Consider the following 23,735-nt stretch of genomic DNA (forward strand, 5'->3'; position numbering starts at 1 on the left):
AATAATATGGCATATAAATTTGCAACTAAAGCGATTCATGCTGGTCAACAGTCGGACCCTACAACGGGTGCAGTGATGACTCCTATATATCAGACTTCTACTTATCAACAGGCTTCTCCAGGCGAGCATAAAGGTTACGAATATTCAAGAGGAACAAATCCTACACGGAAAGCTTTAGAAGACTGTTTAGCTGCTTTAGAGAATGGTCAGCATGGTTTAGCCTTTTCAAGCGGTATGGCCGCTACGGATTGTGTTTTGCGTCTATTGAAACCAGGAGACGAAGTCGTTACGGGAGACGATTTATATGGTGGTTCCTACCGTATTTTTACTAAAGTTTATGAAGCCTATGGAATCACTTTTAAATTTGTAAATACTTCAGATGCTGATGCTGTACGGGAAGCGATAACGGACAAAACGAAGTTAATCTGGGTAGAAACTCCGACTAATCCGACATTGAAGATTGCGGATGTTGCGGCTATTGGCCAGGTTGCTAAGGAAAAGAAAGTGCTTTACGTAGTTGATAATACTTTTGCTTCTCCATACCTACAAAATCCTTTGGACCTTGGTGCTGATATTGTTATGCACTCAGCTACCAAATATATTAATGGTCACTCGGATGTGGTTATGGGGGCACTAGTTATGAATTCAGACGAGTTATACAAACAATTATTCTTTTTTTATAATGCCGTAGGCGGAACTCCTGGACCACAGGACTCATTTTTAGCGCTTCGTGGCATCAAGACATTACATTTACGTATGGAGGCACATTGTGCTAATGGACGTAAAGTTGCTGAATATCTTAGAAGTCATCCAAAAGTGGAAAAAATTTATTGGCCAGGATTTGAAGATCATCCTGGACATGATATTGCTAAAAAGCAAATGCGTGATTTCGGAGGTATGATATCTATTGTTTTAAAAGGTGCTGATCTAAACGAAACATTTCGCATTTCTTCGCAATTTAAAGTGTTTACACTTGCTGAGTCACTAGGAGGAGTGGAGTCTCTGATTAATCATCCAGCAACAATGACCCACGGATCTATTCCAAAAGAAATACGTGAGAAAGTAGGTGTGGTCGATAATTTGATCCGAATCTCAGTTGGGATCGAGGATGCTGATGATTTGATTGCTGATCTGGAACAAGCGTTAGTTTAATAATAGATTAAAAAGTTTTAGCCGTCAGTTCCTTCTGATAATTTTATCGGGAGGAACTGATGGTTTTTATTTAAATAGATGGCAGATTTTAATATTAAGGATTTTTTGGATAAAAAAGTCGAACAGTATAATCAACCCAATTTCATTCCGAATGATCCGATTTGTATTCCACATCGTTTTCAAAAGAAAGAGGATGTGGAAATCATGGGGTTTATAGCGGCAATATTAGCTTGGGGGCAACGGAAGACCATCATTAATAAATGCACAGAGTTGATAGAACGTATGGATGGAAGTCCACATGATTTCATCATGAATCATCAGGAGGTTGATTTAAAGCAGTTGCTCGGATTTAAGCATCGTACTTTTAACGATACCGATCTTCTGTATTTTATTCAGTTTTTTCGTTATCATTATAATCATTTTTCCTCTTTGGAAGATGCATTTTTAATTGGACAGGAAAATACGGGTACAGTTGTACTAGAAAAGTCTTTAGATGAGTTTAAAAATTACTTTTTTTCTCTTCCTGATTATCCATTAAGAACGAGAAAGCATATTAGTTCTCCAATACAGAAATCTACTGTTAAAAGGATCAATATGTTTCTGCGGTGGATGGTACGTCATGATGATAAAGGAGTAGATTTTGGAATTTGGAGCCGTTTAAATCAGAAGGATCTTATTTGTCCCTGTGATCTTCATGTCGAACGTGTCGCTCGTAAATTTGGATTAATAACTTTGGATCAGGTAAACTGGAAAACAGCGATGCAGCTTACTGAAAATTTGAGAAAGTTAGATCCATTGGATCCGGTTAAATATGATTTTGCTTTATTTGGCCTAGGAGTAGAACGTGAGTTGTAAAAAAGATCAGATGTTTCTTTGATCAACTGATCTGTTTTATAATTCCGAGCTTATAGCTATACGTTAAGCGGTATAATATTTTTTAATTAATGTAATAAATTGCTGTAAAACGGGATGTTGACTTTTGTTGTCATAAGCTAATATCACCTCTGTCTGAATATCCTGTTCTTTTAAAGCATGAAATTCTAATGGCAATTCGGTATTCTGTTTTGCAACCGAAGTTGGAACAAATGCGATACCTAATCCATTCGCTACCAATTCTAATATGGAATGCATAGTGTTACATTCGTGTACAATTTGTGGATGGAAACCGATCCGGTTTGCACAGGCTATGATCTGATTGTGGTAATCATCAGCATAACTTGAATTGTACGAAATAAAATCTTCTTGCATTAAAGTAAGTGCATGAATGTCCTTACCCCACTTTTTAGGCGTTGCTAAGCAAAAGGAATCTTTAAACAAAGAATACACCTGAAGATTAGTTGTAAAGATAGGTGCTCGTAGTATTCCTAAATCAAGTTTCCCATTTTCTAATGCCGTTTTTTGTTTCTGAGAAGAGGTCTCATACAGATAGACATGCAAGTAGGGGAAATCATTTTTGATTTGTTTCAATATCTTAGCCAGCATTTTCTTTGGGGTCGAACTAATGTAACCGAGTCTGAAATCTCCTGAAATAGCCTGATGTAATTGTTTGGTCATGAGCTTAGCCTTTTCCAGCTGCTGCATCAGTTGATCACATTCCTGTAAAAAATAGCGTCCTGCATTTGTCAATTCAACACGCTTATTATTCCGGTAAAATAAAATGACCCCTAATTCTTTTTCCAGATCTTTAATCTGACGGGTTAAAGGCGGTTGAGAGATATGCAATTTTTCTGCCGCACGACCGAAGTGTAACTCCGTTGCCACTGCTTTAAAATAATGTAAATGTCTTAATTCCATCGATACTTGAAAGGTATTATTAATTGCCTAAAATAGTATTTTTAAAGTATTATTCAATGTTTTAGATTTGAAAATATTAAAAATTAGAAAGATGGAATATAAATCAACGCTAAAAGAAATTGAAGAACGGTTTGACCAGGATGTAGCACGGTTTTCAAATCTTGACACAGGACAGCAGACGACTTTAGATGCCTTGTTTAATATGGAACTGATTACTGATGGTATTGCCGCTGTGTATCCGGAATTAAATCACGTGCTAGATATTGGTTGTGGCGCTGGTAATTACCCTGTTAAATTAGCGCAAAAGATGTCCGATTTTGAGTGTACTTTGGTTGACTTAAGTCAGCCGATGTTGGAAAAAGCACAAGAACGTGTACAAGAAGTCATATCTGGACAGGTTCAGATATTAAAAGGTGACTTTAGAACTGCCGAGCTAAAAGAAAATCATTATGACGTTATTATTGCAACGGCGGTTTTTCATCATCTCCGTGATGACCAAGATTGGGAGCATGCATTTAAAAAACTGTATAGCTTACTCAAAGAGGGCGGGAGTATCTGGATTTTTGATCTGGTGATTCATGATCATGATGCCATTCAAAAATTGATTTATGATAATTACTATGGTAGATACCTTACGGGTTTGAAAGACGAAAATTATCGTGACCATGTTTTTGCTTATATCGAGCATGAAGATACACCGCGGAGTTTAACTTATCAGCTTGATTTGCTTAAAAAAGTAGGATTCAATTCTGTTGATGTGCTCCATAAAAAATTGAATTTTGCCTCTTTTGTAGCTTTTAAATCTCGAACTACAGCATCTTAAGAAGCATAGTTGATTCATTTTAAAAGACGATAAATTTTAGTTTACAAATATCACCTTAGTAAGCTGCTGTTTAATAGTAAATATACTTATATATGCCTTATACTAAGGTACTATTTTTTAGAGATATTCTAAAGGGATAATAGAGGGTTCATAGAGGTAAAACACTATAAACCCTCTATTAAAACTCAGTTAAATCCGATGAAAATCTTACTGCATATTGAACGAGTATTAGCTGAAGTGCAAATCAGTCTTTTACATATTCATAAGAGGATGCAGATTTTGTTAAAAAATTATTATTTGTGACGATGACTGCCTATCCGCCAAATGATTTTCGTACTTTTATAAGCTATTTTAAATAACATATAATATTAGGAGAAAGCTTTGGATTTTTTAGCAGGATTGAACCCTTCTCAAAGAGGAGCTGTAGAACAAACTGATGGACCAGTAATGATAGTTGCTGGGGCTGGATCAGGAAAAACACGTGTCATTACTTATCGCGTTGCCCATTTAATACAAAAAGGAGTAGATCCTTTCAATATATTAGTTTTAACTTTTACTAATAAAGCCGCAAAAGAAATGCGTAATCGTATTATGTCGGTGGTTGGTGCTGAGGCTAAAAATATTTGGATGGGAACATTTCACTCCGTATTTGCCAAGATTTTGCGTGTAGAAGCTGAATTGATTGGATACCCGCGTAATTTTACGATTTACGATACGGATGATACGAAAAGTTTACTACGTTCCATTTTGAAAGAAATGAACTTAGATGACAAACTTTATAATGTCAATCATGTGTATGGGCGTATTTCTCAAGCGAAAAATAATCTCATATCGCCACAGGAGTATAATAAAAATGAAGCACTAAAAGCGGAAGATATTTCTAACGGGAGAGGTCAGTTAGGAGAAATCTATATGACGTATGCGCAACGTTGTTATCGTGCAGGGGCTATGGATTTTGATGATTTGTTGTTCAAAACCAACGTTTTGTTGAATAAGCATCCTGAAGTGTTGCATAAATACCAGCATCAGTTTAAATACTTGATGGTTGATGAGTATCAAGATACCAACTTTTCACAGTACTTAATCGTTAAGCGATTAGCTGCTGTTAATGAGAATATTTGTGTAGTTGGTGATGATGCACAGAGTATTTATGCTTTCCGTGGTGCAAATATTCAGAATATCTTGAATTTCCAAAAGGATTATCCTACAGTAAAGGTTTTTAAATTAGAGCAAAATTACCGTTCAACTCAAATGATTGTTAACGCCGCGAATTCGGTTATTGCTAACAATCAAAATCAGTTGGAAAAGAATGTCTTTTCTGATAATGAAGAAGGAGAGAAGATAAAAGTTTCCCGTGCATTTTCAGATAATGAGGAGGGCAAAATTGTTGCAGAGTTAATTTCGCAAGAAAAGTCTTTAAAATCTTATAATTATAAAGATTTTGCTATTCTTTATCGCACCAATGCGCAATCTAGAGCAATGGAGGAAGCTTTAAGAAAAATAAATATCCCTTATAAAATATATGGTGGTACTTCTTTTTATCAACGAAAAGAAATTAAAGATTTAATTGCATATTTTAGACTTACTTTTAATCCAAACGATGAAGAGGCGTTGAAACGTGTGATCAATTATCCTCGTCGTGGTATTGGTGATACCACGGTTGAGAAAATCGTGATCGCCGCAGATCAACATCAATACCGTCTTTGGGATATTGTAGCGAATGCTCAAATGTTTATGGACGGACGTAGTGCCGCTTCTGTTGGAGGATTTGGTCAAATGATCTTGAGTTTTCAAGCGCTTGCAAAAACTAATAGTGCTTTTGATACGGCAATGCATATAGCACAGCATTCAGGTATATTAAAGGAACTATATGAAGATAAGTCTGTTGAGGGATTGACACGGTACGAACATATACAGGAATTGCTCAATGGTATTAAAGAGTTTTCCGAACGCGAGGATATTGAGGAACGTGGGTTAGACATTTATATGCAGGATATTGCTTTGCTGACCAATGATGACAACGATAAAGATCCAAATGCGGATACGGTTTCAATGATGACGATACACTCGTCTAAAGGTTTAGAATTTCCTGTCGTATTCATCGTTGGCTTAGAGGAAAATTTATTTCCATCTCAGTTGGCACTTAATTCAAGGACTGAACTGGAGGAAGAAAGAAGATTATTTTACGTTGCAGTTACCAGAGCTGAAAAAAAATTATTACTTTCGTACGCAACTTCTAGATATCGATGGGGAACACTTAATAACTGTGAACCAAGCAGATTCTTGGATGAACTGAATCCATCTTGTTTGGATCTGGATTTTAAACCAAGACAAAGTTCTTCTGCAGAATCTGGAAGTTTCCAAGGTGAGCGTATTGCCTGGCAGCAAAAAGAGACGGATAGTTTTTCGAAACCTAAGCCGAAACCTTTTAAAACTACCTCGATATTACCCAAAGCGCATACACCTTCCGCTGGTTTTACTCCATCCGACACAAATAGTTTGCAGGTTGGCATGGAAGTGGAACACGAAAGATTTGGTTTCGGAAAGGTTGTTAACCTCGAAGGATCAAAGGGAGAAGTAAAAGCAACTATTTTCTTTAAAGACTTGGGACAGAAACAATTGTTGCTTAAATTTGCAAAACTGAGAATTATTCAATAATTTAATACCAAAGTACAGAATACAACGTTGTATTGGTACTGAAATTCACTATATGAACTTTGACTACAACAGCACAAGACCGAAGCTAATCCTAGCTGAATACGGTAGGAATGTGCAAAATATGGTAAACTATATTTGTGATTTACCTACAAAAGAAGAAAGAAATAAGTATGCTCAAGTTGTCATTGATATGATGGGGGTGTTAAATCCTCATTTACGCGACGTGGCAGATTTTAAGCATAAATTGTGGGATCACTTGCAAATTATTTCTGATTTCCAGATTGACGTGGATTCTCCATATCCTAAAGCAACTCCAGAATTGGTGAAGCATGAGCCAGAATTGTTATCCTATCCGCAGCATAATATCAAGTACAAGCATTATGGTTTTACAGTGGAGAAAATGATTAATAAGGCAATTTCCATTACGGATGAAGAAAAACGTCAAAAAATGGCGCTTTCAATTGCCAATTTCATGAAGATGGCGTATACAACATGGAATAAAGATGCGGTAGCAGACGAATTTATTATTCAAGATTTAGCAGAATTGTCAAGTAAGGTATTGCAATTGCCAGAAGGTACAGTTTTGACCAAACAAGATTTCAAAAGTGCGCCTCCGGGAAATAGAGTTAAAGGAAATAATCCGATACAAACTACTAATAACAATTCCGGGCATTCTAATAATAACCATAGTCGGAGCAACAACAATAATAATTCAAATAACAGAAGACCTTCGGGAACAAATTCGTTCCAAAAACGAAGCAATTCAGGTGGCGGAAGTAGTAACAATAACAATAGACGTCCTTACCAAAATAATAATAACAGCAACAATAATAATAGCAATAGTAACAGCGGTTATAAGAGAGGATAATTGTTAATACTTTAAGTATGATATAAGGCAATTGTGAAGTGATTTATATTTCTTTTCAATTGCTTTTTTTCTTATAACATCAAAGGAAAATATAAAAAGATATAGGTGTACGCATGAATGCATTTGAAATCAATGGCGGGAAGCCATTAAAAGGAGAGATTATTCCTCAGGGAGCGAAAAATGAAGCATTACAGATTTTGTCTGCAGTATTGTTGACTGAAGAACCCATCACAATTAGTAATGTTCCAAACATTAAGGATGTCAATAAATTAATAGATCTCTTAATAGCATTAGGTGTACGTGTCAATCGTATTGATGAGGATACTTATGTTTTTGAAGCTAAGGATATCAATATAGATTATTTCCAATCGTCAGAATTTAAAGAAAAAGGAGGGAGCTTAAGAGGTTCTATTATGATTGTAGGACCCTTATTAGCACGTTTTGGGAAGGCAGCTATTCCAAAACCCGGAGGCGATAAAATTGGTCGTCGTCGTTTGGATACTCACTTTTTGGGTTTTGAAAAATTGGGAGCCAAGTTTATCTACGATTCGGAAAATCATTTCTTTAATGTCGATGCTACTCAATTAAAGGGAGCTTATATCTTGTTAGATGAAGCATCTGTTACAGGTACTGCTAATATTGTTATGGCAGCAGTATTGGCTAAAGGTAAAACTGAAATCTATAATGCAGCTTGTGAGCCTTATTTGCAACAGTTATGCAAAATGTTGAATCGCATGGGTGCTAATATCTCCGGTATTGGTTCAAATTTGCTCACTATAGAAGGTGTGGAGCGTTTGGGTGGAACATCGCACCGTATGTTGCCAGATATGATTGAAATTGGCTCTTTCATCGGCTTAGCAGCTATGACTGGTTCTGAAATTACCATTAAGGATGTCTGTTACAAAGAATTGGGGATTATTCCTACCGTATTCCAACGTTTAGGAATTAAAATGGAGTTGCGTGGTGATGATCTTTTTATTCCAGCGCAGGATTCATACGAAATAGATACATTTATTGATGGTTCAATTTTAACGATATCAGATTCACCTTGGCCAGGATTTACACCAGATTTATTAAGTATTGTTTTGGTTGTCGCTACACAAGCAAAAGGAAATGTTTTGATACATCAAAAAATGTTTGAAAGCCGTCTTTTCTTTGTTGACAAATTGATTGACATGGGGGCTCAAATTATTCTTTGTGATCCACATCGTGCTACTGTAATCGGATTGAATAAAATGTATCCTTTACGTGGAATTGAAATGACTTCACCTGATATCCGTGCAGGCGTATCTTTATTGATCGCAGCATTATCTGCAAAAGGTACTTCAACTATTCATAATATCGAGCAAATAGAGCGTGGTTACCAGAATATTGAAGAGCGATTAAAGAAATTAGGCGCTGATATTCGTCGCGTTGATGTTGCTCCTAAAGGACACTAAAACATGTTATTGTCATAATTTGATATTGTATAGTATTTTAGTAGATTTTATTTAGATCTTATAATATCTTTGGTTAATCAAGTGTTTAAACATATAAAATAGATTAAGTTAGTTATGAAAAAATTATTAGTATTACCTGCTATCGCAGCTGTTATTATGTCTTCTTGTGCTGGAAATCCAGAAGGAAAAAAAGCGGAAGTGCAAGATTCTGTTGCGACAGAACAAATTGTTACTCCAGCTGGAGAGGTATTTAATGTAGATGCAACACAATCAAAAGTTGTATGGACCGGAACGAAAGTGACAGGTGCACATACAGGTACGATTGCGATTAAATCAGGTTCATTAAATGTGAATAATGGTGTGTTAACTGGTGGTACGTTCACATTGGATTTGAATACAATTAGTTCTACAGATTTAGAAGGAGAGTACAAAGAGAAATTAGATGGCCATTTAAAAGCTGCGGATTTCTTTGATGTTGCTAAATTTCCTGAAGCTACGTTTGTTGTAACTAAAGCGGAAGCTGGTGCTACAGCACAAGATGTGAAAATTTCTGGTAATTTAACAATCAAAGGTATTACTAAAAATATCTCATTTGATGCTAAGGTAATTGAATCAAATGCTACAACAATCAAAACAGAAGCTGATTTTAACATCGTTCGTGCTGATTGGGGTGTAAGTTATGAAGGTAAAAAAGATGATTTAATTTCTGCTGAGATAAACTTTAAGGTTTCTCTAGTAGCGACTAAATAAGCTCATCAGAATAATTATTATAAAAAAAGGGGAGTGATACACATCGTATCACTCCCTTTTTTATAATAGCAAATCTAGTAAATAATAAGATCTGTTATTTCTTAAGCGACATCTCGTAAGTCAACTGCAACAACGCGTGAGACACCTTGTTCTACCATGGTAACTCCATAGATGATGTCTGTGCTCGCAATTGTTTTTTTGTTGTGAGAAACCACAATAAATTGTGAGTTCTTAGAAAAATCACGAATGATATTATTGAATTTATCAATGTTAGTATCATCTAATGGTGCATCTACCTCATCAAAAATACAGAATGGTGCAGGCTTCGAAAGATACAGTGAGAATAGAAGTGCTGTTGAGGTGAGTGTTTTCTCTCCTCCTGATAGTTGATTGATCGACAATGGTCTTTTTCCTTTAGGACGCGCAATAATATCAATATCCGAATCTAACGGTTTAGATGGGTCTGTAAGGATTAAATCACAGCTATCTTCTTCGTTAAATAGGGAGCGGAAAACTTTGATGAAATTATCACGAACACTATTGAATGTAAACATAAATTGTACCTCTGCAGTATCATCAATCTCTTTAATGGTTGCCATTAAAGATTCTTTTGCCTCCAATAGATCTGATTTTTCTTTATTGATGAAGTTATAACGTTCATTCATCTCATCGAAAGCCTCTTTGGCCATAAGATTGATTGAACCGTACTCATTCAATTGTTTTTTGAGTTTCGTACACTTGGCGACAAGTACATCTTGATCTTCTGTGATTGTTGGCGTTTCTTCTTGTTCTAACAGATCTTTTAATTCAATATTAAACTCTGCCGAAAGGCGTTCTTTTAAAGTGTTAAGATCAATCTGAAGTGCTGTTTTCTTATCTTTTATTTCAGAAATTAGGAGATCATCTTGTTCTTTTGATCGACGGTGTTGTATGATCTGCTCTTCTAACTCATTTATTTGTTTACGAACACCATAGTAGCTCTTTTCTAATTCTTCTAAACCTTTTTCCAGTGCATCCTTCTGCGTATACATTTCCACTAGATCTTGGTCTTCTTCATCTACAAATTGGGCTGTATTTTTTAAAGATAACTGTACTTCCTCGAGATCTTTTGTATTACGTTCGATACGAGATTGAAAATCCTCCTGCTGCGTTTCGCGGAATTCGAGATCTTTATTGATGTTTGAAACTTTATTCTGTTGCTGATGGTATCCGAGATTTCCTTGATTGTAACTTGCGGATTTTTCAGTTAAAATCTCTGAAATTTCATTAAATCGGTCCTGAAATTCTTGCAGATCACCTACCTGCTGCTCACGTTCGTTTTTGAAATCTTGAATTTGAGGTTCGACAATCAATAAATCATTTTCAATAGCTATTATTTTATCTTGAATATCCTTCTTGCGGTTTAGTGCATTAGTAATGAAGGTTTGATATTGTTCTTGTTTTGTTTTGACAGATATCAATTCATTATTTAGACGGTTTAATTGAAAACGAAGCTCATCAATCATTTCCTTTTGGGAATTAGACTGTAATGCCGCTAAACGTCCGGATTCGTCGGCTATTTGATCCTGTAGCTTATTGATGTTTTCATTAAGAGCTTTGATTTCCTTTGCTAAGATTTCGATGTTTTTAGCGCGTCCGATTCGTTTACCTTCAAATAATCCCACAGAACCACCTGATAAACCTAACCTGTTTTTCGAAAATTTACCATTTTTTTGCAAAATAACAATACCTCCCTCGGGCAGTGGTAATTCAAGTTCATGGTCGCGTTCTCGTTGCAAAATATAGACATTTTGTAATAAAACTTCGCAAAGAGGCTTGAATTTGTCATCAACAGTAATAACATTCAAGGCTGGAGTTAAGATATCATCATTAATCGATGAAGATGTCTTTATGGATGGGATGGCATCCAATATGAAGAAATTTGCACGACCACGTGCAGCATCGCTTAAAAGATTAATCGCCTGTACCGCATCTTGCTGTGTTTCCACGACATAGTGATTCATGATCGATTCCAGGTAATTTTCAATAGCTACGCGGTAGTCTTCCTCGCAGAAAAGCACATCTGAAAATAATGGCGGTTGCTTTTTCCAGCCTGCATTCTTCTTTAAAAATCGGATTGAATCAGGAAAGCCTTCTAAATTATCAATTAAGGATTTAGTTAAGTTATATTCATTCTGTTTCGCATCTGCTAACCTTGACTCTTTATTTAATTCGTCCTTAAGGGTATTTATATTTGCTGTATGATTTTGAATTTGCGATTGCAATTCTTCTTCCATCTGTATGGCGGTCTCATACTGTTGTTGCTGCGTTTCTACACGGCCCTCTAATTCAGCTACAGTGATATTGAATTGATTTAACTCGGCTTCTTTGGATTCAGTATCTGTTACCGTTCGGATGGATTCTTGTAATAAAGCTTCTTTTTGAATATTTAAAACAGCAATATCTTTTTCAAGCTTATAGATATTGTCCTGTAAAGTTGTACTGGCCTTATTATAGCTGTCTAATTTTCCTTTGGCAGTTTGTTGCTGACCTCTTAGCTCTTCGACTTCAAATTTATCTTTTTCTAAGTTTGTTTGGAAATTATCCAATTGTTGTTGCTCATGAAATAACTCTTCATTTAACCTTTTGATCGTATAAAGAACATGATTGAGTTGTTGATTGTCATTGTTGATTTCAAAATTCAATCTGCTTTCTTTATCCTGAAGATTTTTAAGCTGTTCGTTTTTAACTTTTTTTTCCGATTCGTAATTTCGGATTTTATTAATAAATTCCTGGGTGGCTTTCTGTTGTATGGAAACATTTTTTTCCTGCTCCAGATTGTCTTCTCGGATTTGCTTTAGTGCATTTTCAGCTTTATTAATATGTTCTTGTGCGTCGGTACTCTGCTTGTTTAATTTGGATTCCTGACCTTGAAGACGTTCCAGTTCACTGCTAAAATCAGCAATGCGGTAATAGGCTAAATTGATACTGCTTTGGCGGTATTCATCTTTTAGAAGCGTATATTTTTCTGCTTTTTTAGCTTGTCCTTCTAATGATCTTAGATTTTTGGTAATCTCAAACATTAAATCATCTACGCGACTCAAGTCAAGTTCAGTATCTCTTAGCTTATTTAGCGTTTGTTTTTTACGGACTTTATATTTGGATATTCCAGATGCTTCTTCAAATAGATTTCGACGGGAGTTTTCTTTATTATTGATGATTTCATCAATCATTCTCAGTTCGATGATAGAATAAGAATCTGCTCCAACTCCTGTATCTAAAAACAAGTCTGTAATATCTTTTAAGCGACATTTTACATCGTTTAATCTATATTCACTATCTCCGTTTCTAAAAAGCTTACGCGTCACAGTGACTGTTGTAAATGCCGTTGGAAGTACGTTTTTATTATTGTCAAAAGTGAGTGAAACTTCTGCCAGGTTTGCCGCTTTACGATTTTTCGTTCCATTAAAAATGATGTTTTCCATTTTTTCCGAACGGAGCATACGTGTACTCTGCTCTCCCAAAACCCAACGTATCGCATCGACGACATTTGATTTGCCACAACCATTTGGGCCCACAATTGCCGTGACGCCCTCATTAAAATTGATTGTAATCTTATCGCCGAAGCTTTTGAATCCTTTTATTTCTAGTTTAGTTAACTGCATTTATACTACAATTTTTCTGCATTAAATAGGAAACGAAATTAAGAAATAAGTTCAACTTATTTGCACGATTTTGGGATTCGGGAGCAGAAGTTTAGCTAACTCTTTGGTTATGTCAGACAATCAAAATTGCTAATAGTAAACTATTAGCAATTTCCGGTTTCACTGTCGCAGCTAGGTCCTTCATTATCATTCATGATAATAACTGTTTTAGCATCTTCATATGCTTGACGGAGTGTCTGTTCAAACATTTCTAAAGGTTGTGCTCCAGCAATACCAAACTTTTGATTAAAAACGAAGAATGGAACGCCACGTAAACCTAGATTTACACCTTCTTGAATATCCTGAGTGACTTCGTAAGTAAAACGATCAGAATGCAGCATTTCTTGGACTTCTTTTTTGTCCATCCCCACTTCCGTAGCAAGGTTTACTAATATATTGGTATCATTAACGTCTACTCCTTCACTGAAATGGGCTTTTAGTAGGCGTTCTTTTAAAATATTACCAAGACTATGCTCTTGTGCAAAATGTATTAGACGATGTCCATTGAGGGTATTGACAATTAGTGATTTTTCGAAATCAAAATCAATCTCTAGAGATTTTCCTATGGACTGAACCTGTTGCATCATACCTAAAGTTTCTTCCTTAGTTAGACCTTTCGCATTTTTAATGTACTCTACTGCGGGAATACCAGCCGCATCTTGTGGGAATTGCGGGTGTAGTTGATAAGATTTCCAAATAATCTCAACTTCATCACGATGAGGAAATGAAGCTAATGCTTGTTCTAATCTTTTTTTACCAATATAACAAAATGGACAAACGATGTCCGACCAAATTTCTATTTTCATAATGTATGTTTAAGAATCGGGAACTCCTAATAATTGAGTTTCCAAAATATGTTTTAGTTGAATTTAATAATGAAATCTTCGTGGCTTGGTCTTACTTTCTTTAAGTTAACTAACCAATCGTTTGCTTCATCGCGGTAACCCAGGGCTAAGATTGTAACCGATTTAAGGCCTAATTTGTCTAACTCAAGTAGGGCATCTAACTGTTGGTTGTTAAAACCCTCCATAGGAGTTGCATCAATTTTTTGTTCTGCCGCCGCGGCTACGGCTAATCCAAAGCCAATATAAGCCTGACGTGCAGCATGGTTAAATTGCTGTTCTTGGGACAACGCTGATAATTGTGTATAAAGATTGTTTTTATAATCATCTGCAAATCCTGATGGCAATCCTCTTTCTTCCGCCTGTTGCGCAAATGGTGCTTCTACACGTTCTTTAGTATAGGAATCGTAAGCTGCGAAAATTAAAATATGTGAACTGTCTACGATTTGGGATTGACCGTAAGCAATAGGTTGAATTTTTGCTTTCAATTCGCGATTTGATATTTCAATTACTCTATAAGGGTGTAGCCCAGAAGAGGTAGGAGCCAAACGAGCAGCTTCTAAAATGTAATCAACTTTTTCTTGTGCTACTGGAGTGCCATTCATCTTTTTTGTGGCATATCTCCATTTTAAATCTTCTAATAAACTCATGTTATTTATTGTGGTGTTTTAATGATATAATAAATCCCTCAATAGCATCTGTTAAGATAGGGGATACTACTTCTGGATCTGTTGCTGTATTTGATATGAATTCGATGGTAATAATACCATGTAAAATAGACCAAAAGGTTTTGAATTTTAAAAATAGATCAATTTGTTCGACTTGATTCTCTTCAATACATTTGGAAATACAATTTAACATGACATCTGATGCGACTTTCATCTCTTTGATACTGTTCACAACTTCGCATTGGGGAATACCCAAACCGAACATAATTTCATAGTATTTCTTATTTTCGAATGCGAATTTCCAGTAAGATGTCGCTAGATGATACAAGTTCAGGTCTGCGGTTCTGCTTGAATCTACAGCAGATGCAAGTTGTGTTGCCAGCAAAGAAAAACCGACTTTTGTAAAATAGGCTACAATAGCATCTTTGTTTTCAAAATGTTTATAGATAACGGGAACACTATATTCAATGGCATCTGCTATTTTTCTAATGGATAGTGCTTGCCAACCTTCCTCCTGTACAATAAGCCAGGATTGTTCAATTATTTGTAACCTAATTTTTTCTAAATCTCGCAATTTCCGCTCTGATACACCCATCTTTAAAACTTTAGTTAACAGTGTTAGCAAAAGTAACAATGATTTTTTTTAAATTAAATAGCCTGTAAAATTTAGTACATTTTTATGACAGATTATAATTATTCAAGATTATAATTATTCAATCGTAGAGTTTGTCTAAAAAAGCAATTTGTTATTATTAAAATTTGGCTGCAGTACTGGAGGTAATTAGAGGTCATTTTTTTATTTGCTCTTATTTTATAGCTGTTTACAAAATCAAGTAACTCGTTCTTTAGCTAAAATTTTCCGCGTAGCATTTGTTTTTGTCTAAAAAAATTAGTACATTTGAAGTTGATGTAAAATTAATTACTACAAGTTTTTTAATTTTTGTCAGTTTTTAAATATAAATCATTGCTAAAACTTACCGGTTTTACCTTCTCCATACACTATTGATTTTTTTAAAAATTGACCTGATATTTTGATTTATCAATATATTGGTTCTTCTCCACCAGTTAGTTTTCTGATCATTTATATTTTTCAGTAGGCTAGCCATTTCAAGATACGGCATCACAGGTTTTATTCAGACGTCTGGCGGTAGAGTCAGCGTATTATTCAGTCACTTTAAATTATACGAAATGTTAGGATTTATTATGAAATTTTTATTAACGGTTATTGTTTCAACTTGGTTAATTATGCAGGGTACTACGGGTAGCTTCTTGAGCATACCTGTTCTTTTTGCAATATTGGTGTTTGCTTTGTTTATATGGGATTCCATTATTTCTTACCGTAAATCGGAGGAAAGAAAAGAAAACTTACAACATTTGAATGATTTCTTTAAATATAAACAAAGTAAATACCGTGGTTTATAAGAAATGTTTTCTTTTGGTACATCCAATTTAATGCAGTGTTGATTTTTATCCACTGCATTTTTTTATGTCTGTAACTAGAGCGAGTTTAAGAAGGAGTTGACCTCTCCACTGAATTTTTCGGGCTCTTCCAAATTAGGTAAATGACCTGATTCCGTAAATTCAATAAATTTAACGTGGGCAATATTGTCAAGTAAGGTTTTGGTCTGTAGATCTGTGATTAACTTATCTTCTTTCCCTTTGATGACCAATGTGGGCACTGTTATAGTGTTTAACATAGCTGTTGTATCTGTACGGGCCGCTAATGCTAATTGTGTCGCACAAATGTTTTGCAGATCGTTTCGCCGAATGGCACTCTTTATTGTTTCAATCGCTTCTGGGTTTTCAGTTAATGTCTTTTTTGAAAATACTGTTTCAATAAAACCTAATGAAAATGGACGTTTTCCATATTTTAGTAAAGCTTGGATTGAATCAAAACGTTTTTGTTTTGCCATATTGTTATCGGCAAAAGAATGGGTGTCACTTAAAATGAGTCCTTGAAGTGTACTTCCTATTAATTCGTAAGTGCGCAGTGCAATGTAGCCTCCCATCGAAACACCACAAAGTACAACGTTATTTAAATTTAAATGTGTGATGAATTGGATTAAATCCTTTGCAAAAACATCCACACTAAAAAAGCCATGACCTCGCGTGCTGTGTCCGTGTCCTCTAATATCTATTGCTATTCCGATAAATTGTTCGTCTAATTGTTGCATCTGTGCGCGCCACATATTTTTATTGAAAGGGAAACCATGTAAAAAGATAACTGTTTTTTCAGCTTTATCTGTCTTACTAGGTCTTATCATATATGAAATGCTGATGTCGTCAATACGTATTTTGCTGAGTTTCGTTTCTTTTTTGGACATAAGTACGTCTTTGTGAAAAAAAATATTAAAAAAATAACCTTTGTAAATGTAATACTATCAATAAGATAATAAAAATATTACTTTTTTTGTCTAAAAAAGTTTAAAAATAGTTTGCAGAATTGAAAAAAGTCCCGATATTTGTATCACCAAACAAAAGGGTATGACTTTAAATAAAAGTCGCTCAAAATGCACTCATGGCTCAATTGGATAGAGCACCTGACTACGGATCAGGAGGTTAGGGGTTCGACTCCCTTTGAGTGCACTACTGGAAAGCTTAGTCATTACGACTAAGCTTTTTTTGTTCCATTCCAAATTATTAATAGAAGGTTTCATCATATAGTTTAATTGGGGTTAATAGGAATATGACACTCCGTTTAAACTCTTTATTTAACTATCCGCTATTTTTGTTGCTATATTTAAATTTCGCCAAAATGAATTATAAAAGTATTTGTCTCCTTTTTTTACTCTTCACTTTCAAAATAATATCTGCCCAGCAAGCTCATTATCCTGATAAGCCTAATATTCATGGAATGTTATTGATGGGGATGGAGACTATATATGCTGAACATTTACCTATGTTTCATCAGCCACACGACTATCAGATTATTCTGGAGCTTGAATTTTCTAAGGCCGATCTAGAGCAATATCGCACTAGCCGTTTAGCATTTCCTGAAGAATTTGTTTATACGATTGAGCCAGAAGTTTTTGTTTTGCCAGAAATGGTTAATCAGACCAAAGTATTTAAGGCAAATGTATATAGAGGTCATTTTGAAAGGGGAGGATTTAAGCTTTTAGATTCGATTTCTCTTAAAATCAAGCAGGTTGTCTATTATAAACAGTTTGATAAAGATAATCCAAGGCCTGTAGATTTGCAGTACATCTTATTCGGAAATATGAAAGAACAATTTCTGAGCCATTTGATCAGTAGAAAACCTGATTTTCATGAGGTTTTGTCTGTTAAGTTATCGGATGTTAAGCAGATGAAAACAGACAAGTCTTATCAGCTGCTCGTTTTGAAGGAAAGGGAGAATCGTGTTCCTTTTTCTTGGAGTAAGTCGAAGGCAATGATTCTGGGAACTAAACGACCGGTTAGTTTTATAAACCACAAACAGCTGTATGTTGAATTTGGTGATTTGGAATAAAGAATATTCCATATTCCTTTTATACGAGTCTTTCTGGTTAAAAGGTTTTTATTTTCTTCTATTTTTAAAATAAGATCTAGTTTATGGGTTGACAGAGGTACAGGTAAAGTATTTCAAATGCAATCAGCATTTTATATAGTAACTGAAAAAATTGCTTTAGAGTTTTGGGAAACTTTTTTTAATTATTTTAAGATAATCCTTTCAAAGATGAAATAACTTGAATACGTATAATGGGTGATTTAGGGATTAAAAATTCTTCTTTGGTGGTTATATATATCGAATTTCGCCGTGTGCGAGCTCTTTATATCTGTTGATTATGATTAAGCATAATTGTATTTGATTGATGATTTTTTATTTTGTTTCATTATCAGTCTATTAGATAAAAATTGAAAAAAAAATTTGGAGGCAGTGCTATTTTGCCTATATTTGCATCACCAAAACGGAAGAACAGCAATGAAGATGACGTAATGGTTGACGCGCTCATGGCTCAATTGGATAGAGCACCTGACTACGGATCAGGAGGTTAGGGGTTCGACTCCCTTTGAGCGCACTATTTGAAAAGCCTAATCAATATAGCGATTAGGCTTTTATTTTTTTACTCTATTACTCTAAATACTACTATGCTAAACCTTGTAATATTTGGCCCTCCGGGGGCAGGAAAGGGAACACAATCGCAGAAGCTTATCGATAAATATCAGTTAGTTCATGTTTCAACAGGTGATATCTTTAGAGCTCATATTCAAAACCAGACAGCTCTAGGTCAACAAGTCAGTCAGATTATTGCTGACGGAAACTTAGTGCCTGATTCGGTTACGATTGCGATGTTGGAAGAGGAGGTGAAGAAAAATCCGGACGCAAAAGGATTTATTTTTGATGGCTTTCCACGTACTGTGGCACAAGCAGAGGCGTTGGACGCATTTTTAACTGGTATTAATTCTTCTATCTCTGTAGTTATAGCTTTAGATGTAAATGAAGATGAATTAAAAACACGCATTGCTAAACGTCAGGAGATTTCTGGCCGTGCGGATGATGCTGCTGATAAATTGGTAAAACGTATTGATGAATATTTTACAAAAACTATTCATGTGTTACCATATTATGAAGCACAAGGTAAATTGTCCAAAGTAAACGGTATTGGTGATATCGATTTTATTTTTGGAGAATTGACTGCTATTATTGACAATTATTAAATAATAAAGCGGAGACGTTTTAATAACAAATATATTTTATTTCTATGGCGCAAGGTTCTAATTTTGTCGATTATGTGAAGGTGTGTTGTCGATCGGGACACGGAGGATCAGGCTCAGCGCACTTACATCGAGATAAAACAACCATGAAGGGTGGACCCGATGGAGGTGATGGTGGTCGTGGAGGTCATATTATCCTTAAAGGGAATACACAATTATGGACTTTATTGCACCTAAAATATAGGAAGCATATCATTGCTTCCAGTGGTGAATCAGGTAGTTCCGCTACAAGTACGGGTGCCTCAGGGAAGGATGAAATTTTAGAGGTTCCTGTAGGAACAGTGGCTAAAGATGCTGAAACGGGAGAGGTTTTATTTGAAATCACTGAGGATGGAGAGATGCAAATTTTAACTCCCGGTGGTAAAGGTGGGTTAGGTAACTGGCACTTTAAATCTTCAACTCAGCAAACGCCACGTTTTGCGCAGCCGGGTCTACCTGGACAAGAGCGTTGGATTATTCTAGAATTGAAAGTATTAGCCGACGTAGGATTGGTTGGTTTTCCAAATGCGGGAAAATCTACATTATTATCTGTTGTTTCAGCGGCGAAACCTGAAATTGCGAACTATCCTTTTACTACCTTAGTTCCTAATCTTGGTATCGTGAGTTATCGTGATGGGAAATCTTTTGTAATGGCAGATATTCCTGGTATTATTGAGGGTGCCTCTAAAGGTAAGGGTTTAGGGTATCGATTCTTAAGGCACATTGAACGAAACTCTGTCTTATTATTTATGGTGCCTGCAGATACGGAGCGCACGATAAAGCAGGAATATGATATTCTATTAAATGAGCTTTCAGTTTATAATCCAGAACTTCGTGATAAACCAAAATTATTGGCGATTACTAAGGCTGATATGTTGGATGATGAATTGGAGAGAGAAATGGAAAAAGAAGTTCCGGAAGGATTACCGTATATCTTTATATCATCTGTTGCAGGAAAAAATATTTTGCAATTGAAGGATATGATCTGGAAAGCAATCAATTTGTAATTGATTATTTTTTGGTAAAAAAGCGATTACATACGATGTAATCGCTTTTTTTATTTTTTAGCTCCTGTATTGAACGGTAGTTTGTAACTTTAGTGTCTAAACTAATTATATTATGAATCAAGCAGCACAAAAATATTGTGTAGAATGCGGAGCTATTATTAATGCGAAGGCAGAAATATGTCCATCATGTGGTGTTCGTCAACCGATGTATTATACCCAGCAATCTAATAATCAAAATAGAGATGAGAGGTGGTTAGCCTGTTTATTACTTTGTATTTTTTTAGGACCGTTTGGTGTTCACCGTTTTTATGTAGGTAAGATCGGTACTGGGATTATTCAATTATTGACCTTTGGCGGATGTGGTATCTGGTATATTATTGATCTTGTTATGATTGTCATTGGAAATTTTCGCGATGCATCGGGCAATGTAATTGAAAGTGATTAATAAACACTTCATTATCTTATTAAGATTGGTGATTTTAACGTTATATTTTGGGAATATCACAATATTATAAAAAAAGTCTTTTTACTTTGATGATTTTGTTATACCTTTGTCTCCTGTGAAAATTGAAGTAAATGCTTTCGCAAATGTTGTAAAAAACGATAATTTCGTTATCGTTGAATCAATTGTTAATTGATTATTTAGCCCATTTAGGGCTTTTTTTATACACCAAAACTTCGATAAAGCAAGGAATTAGGAAAAACAATTTTATATTTAATAAATAATGACCAACTACAGCAAATTGCCTGCAATTTTAGTTTTAGAAGACGGAACGGTTTATCACGGAAAAGCAGCGGGAAAAATTGGAACGACTACTGGCGAAATTTGTTTCAATACCGGAACTACAGGTTACCAAGAGATTTTTACCGATCCCTCATATTTCGGACAAATTATGGTAACAACCAATGCCCATATTGGTAACTATGGAATTGATGAAGATGATACTGAATCTAGTAAGATTCAAATCGCAGGATTAGTTTGTAAAAATTATAATATTAACTATAGTCGCAAAATGGCCGACGAATCTATTCAGAGCTATTTTGAAGAGGGAAATTTAGTTGGTATTTCAGATATTGATACGCGATCTTTGGTGCGTCATATCCGTAATAAAGGTGCAATGAATGCTATTATTTCATCTGAAAACTTAGATGTTGAAGCATTAAAAGCTACTTTAGCTACTGTTCCTTCCATGGATGGACTTGAATTATCATCTCAGGTTTCTACAACAGAACCTTATTTTTATGGTAATGAAGATGCTCCTGTACGTGTGGCAGTATTAGATTTAGGTATTAAAAAGAATATTCTTCGCAATTTCTCTCAAAGAGAAGTGTATGCAAAAGTATTCCCTGCTAAAACTACTTTTGCAGAAATGCAAGAATGGAATCCTGCAGGATATTTCATCTCTAATGGTCCTGGTGATCCATCAGCGATGAGTTACGCAATTCAAACGGTAAAAGATATCTTAGCGGCAGACCAACCGATGTTTGGAATCTGTCTTGGACACCAGATATTGGCTTTGGCAAATGATATCCGTACGAAAAAAATGCACAACGGTCACCGTGGTATCAACCATCCGGTTAAGAATATTATTGCTAACCGTTGTGAGATTACCTCTCAGAATCATGGCTTTGGTGTTGTTGCAGAAGATATTGAACAGTCAGATAAAGTTGAAGTTACGCACATCAATTTAAATGACCAATCGATTGAAGGTATCCGTGTAATTGGAAAAAATGCGTTCTCGGTACAATATCATCCAGAGTCGTCACCTGGTCCACATGATTCACGTTATTTATTTGATGATTTCATTGAGTTGATTAAAAAATAATCGATCAGTATAAAGATAGGGGTTAGCAATTTGCTAACCTCTTTTTTTGCACTTTATATATTCATTCTTGCCATAAAATTGTGGTTTACGTTTTTTAATAAGCTCAATTTTATTTATATTTGATTATTAAATCAGAATATAATTTTTTAGTGTAAAAATTACACTAAGTATTGTATAAAATACTATATAAAAAGTTTAAACCAATATTACAATGAGTTTAATTATTGATGTACATGCGCGTCAGATTTTGGATTCGCGCGGAAATCCTACTATCGAAGTAGATGTAACGACACAAAATGGTTTCGTTGGACGTGCTGCAGTGCCTTCTGGTGCTTCTACAGGTGTTCACGAAGCAGTAGAGTTGCGTGATGGTGATAAATCAAAATACTTAGGTAAAGGTGTTTTGAAAGCAGTAGAAAATGTAAACACTAAAATTGCTGAGGCTTTAGCAGGTGTTGATGTTTTTGAGCAAAATGCAATCGACAAAATCATGATTGATTTGGACGGTACTGAAAATAAAGGAAACTTAGGCGCTAATGCTATTTTAGGTGTTTCTTTAGCTGTTGCAAAAGCTGCTGCCCAAGAGTCTCGTCAACCATTATACCGTTATATTGGTGGTGTTAATGCTAATACATTGCCTATTCCAATGATGAACATCATTAATGGTGGTTCTCACTCTGATGCTCCTATTGCTTTCCAAGAATTTATGATTATGCCAGTAGGCGCTCCTTCATTCTCTGAAGCTTTACGTTGGGGAACGGAAGTATTCCATAACTTGAAAAAGATTTTGCATGACCGCGGTCTATCTACTGCAGTAGGTGATGAAGGTGGCTTTGCTCCGACTTTTGATGGTACTGAAGATGCTATTGAAACTGTATTAAAAGCAATTGAAGCAGCTGGTTACAAACCAGGTTCTGATATTTGTCTAGCTTTAGATTGTGCTGCTTCAGAATTTTATGTAAACGGTAAATACGATTATACTAAATTTGAAGGTGATAAAGGTGCTATCCGTACTTCCGAAGAACAAGTTGCTTATTTAGCAGAATTGACTGAAAAATATCCAATTATATCTATCGAAGATGGTATGCAGGAAGATGATTGGTCAGGTTGGAAATTGTTAACAGAAAAAATTGGCGCTACTATTCAATTGGTTGGTGATGATTTATTTGTTACAAATACAAAACGCTTGCAACAAGGTGTCGATACAGATACTGCAAATTCAATCTTAGTAAAAGTTAATCAAATTGGTTCTCTAACTGAAACAATTAATGCTGTTACTTTGGCGCAGAATTCAAACTACACTTCGGTTATGTCTCACCGTTCTGGTGAAACTGAAGATTCAACAATCGCTGATTTAGCTGTTGCTTTGAACTGTGGTCAAATTAAAACTGGATCGGCTTCACGTTCTGATCGTATGGCTAAATACAATCAATTGTTACGCATTGAAGAAGAATTAGGTGCAAATGCTCGTTTTATTGGAAAGAACTTCCGTTTTGCGAAAAAATAATTTGCAATAAATATTAAAAAGAGGCA

General features: G+C 35.3%; 20 protein-coding genes and 2 tRNA genes. 16 read left to right on the top strand and 6 right to left on the bottom strand.

The genetic code is table 11. The features are described from left to right. Nucleotides 1-6 precede the first annotated feature (6 nt). Together EDF66_RS13950 and EDF66_RS13955 are read left to right on the top strand one after the other, a co-directional pair. Nucleotides 7-1,152 carry a cystathionine gamma-synthase gene (locus EDF66_RS13950; protein WP_132843367.1) on the top strand — a complete coding sequence of 382 codons (1,146 nt, stop codon included), beginning with the start codon at nt 7-9 and terminating at the stop codon, nt 1,150-1,152. A gap of 78 nt (nt 1,153-1,230) precedes the next feature. Continuing rightward, entirely contained in the window at nt 1,231-2,007 is a 777-nt protein-coding gene (locus EDF66_RS13955) for a TIGR02757 family protein (RefSeq protein ID WP_132843369.1), read from the top strand. A 63-nt stretch (nt 2,008-2,070) separates the two neighbouring features. On the opposite strand, the gene EDF66_RS13960 is transcribed toward EDF66_RS13955, so the two are convergent. Continuing rightward, nucleotides 2,071-2,946, bottom strand: coding sequence for a LysR family transcriptional regulator (locus EDF66_RS13960; protein WP_132772892.1), 876 nt, complete (start codon nt 2,944-2,946; stop codon nt 2,071-2,073). 91 nt (nt 2,947-3,037) lie between these two features. Between EDF66_RS13960 and EDF66_RS13965 the strand changes: the two genes are divergently transcribed. From EDF66_RS13965 to EDF66_RS13985, 5 genes are all read left to right on the top strand, one after another. After that, entirely contained in the window at nt 3,038-3,769 is a 732-nt protein-coding gene (locus EDF66_RS13965) for a class I SAM-dependent methyltransferase (protein ID WP_132843371.1), read from the top strand. Between the two features lie 381 nt (nt 3,770-4,150). Then, on the top strand, nt 4,151-6,427 hold the full coding sequence (locus EDF66_RS13970) for an ATP-dependent helicase (RefSeq protein WP_132843372.1): 2,277 nt from the start codon (nt 4,151-4,153) through the stop codon (nt 6,425-6,427). A 52-nt stretch (nt 6,428-6,479) separates the two neighbouring features. Next, entirely contained in the window at nt 6,480-7,295 is an 816-nt protein-coding gene (locus EDF66_RS13975) for a DUF4290 domain-containing protein (protein ID WP_132843374.1), read from the top strand. A 113-nt stretch (nt 7,296-7,408) separates the two neighbouring features. Beyond that, nucleotides 7,409-8,734 carry a UDP-N-acetylglucosamine 1-carboxyvinyltransferase gene (gene murA / locus EDF66_RS13980; protein ID WP_132843376.1) on the top strand — a complete coding sequence of 442 codons (1,326 nt, stop codon included), beginning with the start codon at nt 7,409-7,411 and terminating at the stop codon, nt 8,732-8,734. Nucleotides 8,735-8,848: 114 nt separating this feature from the next. Continuing rightward, complete coding sequence (locus EDF66_RS13985) at nt 8,849-9,484, top strand: YceI family protein (protein WP_132843378.1); 636 nt, start codon at nt 8,849-8,851, stop codon at nt 9,482-9,484. Between the two features lie 101 nt (nt 9,485-9,585). On the opposite strand, the gene smc is transcribed toward EDF66_RS13985, so the two are convergent. From smc to EDF66_RS14005, 4 genes are all read right to left on the bottom strand, one after another. Next, nucleotides 9,586-13,128, bottom strand: a complete 3,543-nt coding sequence (gene smc / locus EDF66_RS13990) for a chromosome segregation protein SMC (RefSeq protein ID WP_132843380.1) — start codon at nt 13,126-13,128, stop codon at nt 9,586-9,588. 143 nt (nt 13,129-13,271) lie between these two features. Further along, on the bottom strand, nt 13,272-13,973 hold the full coding sequence (locus tag EDF66_RS13995; protein ID WP_132843382.1) for a DsbA family oxidoreductase: 702 nt from the start codon (nt 13,971-13,973) through the stop codon (nt 13,272-13,274). A gap of 53 nt (nt 13,974-14,026) precedes the next feature. Next, on the bottom strand, nt 14,027-14,659 hold the full coding sequence (locus EDF66_RS14000; RefSeq protein WP_132843383.1) for a nitroreductase family protein: 633 nt from the start codon (nt 14,657-14,659) through the stop codon (nt 14,027-14,029). A 1-nt stretch (nt 14,660) separates the two neighbouring features. Continuing rightward, the gene (locus EDF66_RS14005; protein ID WP_021192297.1) at nt 14,661-15,272 is read right to left on the bottom strand and encodes a TetR/AcrR family transcriptional regulator; all 612 of its coding nucleotides are present in this window, start codon (nt 15,270-15,272) and stop codon (nt 14,661-14,663) included. Between the two features lie 608 nt (nt 15,273-15,880). Between EDF66_RS14005 and EDF66_RS14010 the strand changes: the two genes are divergently transcribed. After that, nucleotides 15,881-16,099, top strand: coding sequence for a hypothetical protein (locus EDF66_RS14010; protein ID WP_156169482.1), 219 nt, complete (start codon nt 15,881-15,883; stop codon nt 16,097-16,099). Nucleotides 16,100-16,173: 74 nt separating this feature from the next. On the opposite strand, the gene EDF66_RS14015 is transcribed toward EDF66_RS14010, so the two are convergent. Further along, nucleotides 16,174-17,001 carry an alpha/beta fold hydrolase gene (locus EDF66_RS14015; protein WP_021192295.1) on the bottom strand — a complete coding sequence of 276 codons (828 nt, stop codon included), beginning with the start codon at nt 16,999-17,001 and terminating at the stop codon, nt 16,174-16,176. Nucleotides 17,002-17,189: 188 nt separating this feature from the next. On the opposite strand from EDF66_RS14015, the gene EDF66_RS14020 reads away from it, so the two are divergent. The 8 genes from EDF66_RS14020 (at nt 17,190) to eno (ending at nt 23,709) form a co-directional block, all read left to right on the top strand. Next, nucleotides 17,190-17,263, top strand: a tRNA-Arg gene (locus tag EDF66_RS14020). Between the two features lie 169 nt (nt 17,264-17,432). Continuing rightward, nucleotides 17,433-18,143 carry a hypothetical protein gene (locus EDF66_RS14025; protein WP_132843385.1) on the top strand — a complete coding sequence of 237 codons (711 nt, stop codon included), beginning with the start codon at nt 17,433-17,435 and terminating at the stop codon, nt 18,141-18,143. A 476-nt stretch (nt 18,144-18,619) separates the two neighbouring features. Further along, a tRNA-Arg gene (locus tag EDF66_RS14030) sits at nt 18,620-18,693 on the top strand. Between the two features lie 70 nt (nt 18,694-18,763). Beyond that, on the top strand, nt 18,764-19,333 hold the full coding sequence (locus EDF66_RS14035) for an adenylate kinase (RefSeq protein ID WP_132772880.1): 570 nt from the start codon (nt 18,764-18,766) through the stop codon (nt 19,331-19,333). Nucleotides 19,334-19,377: 44 nt separating this feature from the next. Next, a complete protein-coding gene (gene obgE, locus EDF66_RS14040; protein WP_132843387.1) occupies nt 19,378-20,376 on the top strand; it encodes a GTPase ObgE in 999 nt (332 codons plus the stop codon). Between the two features lie 112 nt (nt 20,377-20,488). Continuing rightward, entirely contained in the window at nt 20,489-20,821 is a 333-nt protein-coding gene (locus EDF66_RS14045) for a TM2 domain-containing protein (RefSeq protein WP_132843389.1), read from the top strand. 280 nt (nt 20,822-21,101) lie between these two features. Beyond that, nucleotides 21,102-22,202 (top strand): glutamine-hydrolyzing carbamoyl-phosphate synthase small subunit, encoded by a 1,101-nt coding sequence (gene carA / locus EDF66_RS14050; protein ID WP_132843390.1) that lies wholly within the window; start codon nt 21,102-21,104, stop codon nt 22,200-22,202. A 211-nt stretch (nt 22,203-22,413) separates the two neighbouring features. After that, on the top strand, nt 22,414-23,709 hold the full coding sequence (eno, locus tag EDF66_RS14055; RefSeq protein ID WP_021192290.1) for a phosphopyruvate hydratase: 1,296 nt from the start codon (nt 22,414-22,416) through the stop codon (nt 23,707-23,709). Nucleotides 23,710-23,735: the final 26 nt, after the last annotated feature.

The organism is Sphingobacterium sp. JUb20 (genome assembly GCF_004342035.1).
Taxonomy (GTDB): Bacteria; Bacteroidota; Bacteroidia; order Sphingobacteriales; family Sphingobacteriaceae; genus Sphingobacterium; species Sphingobacterium anhuiense.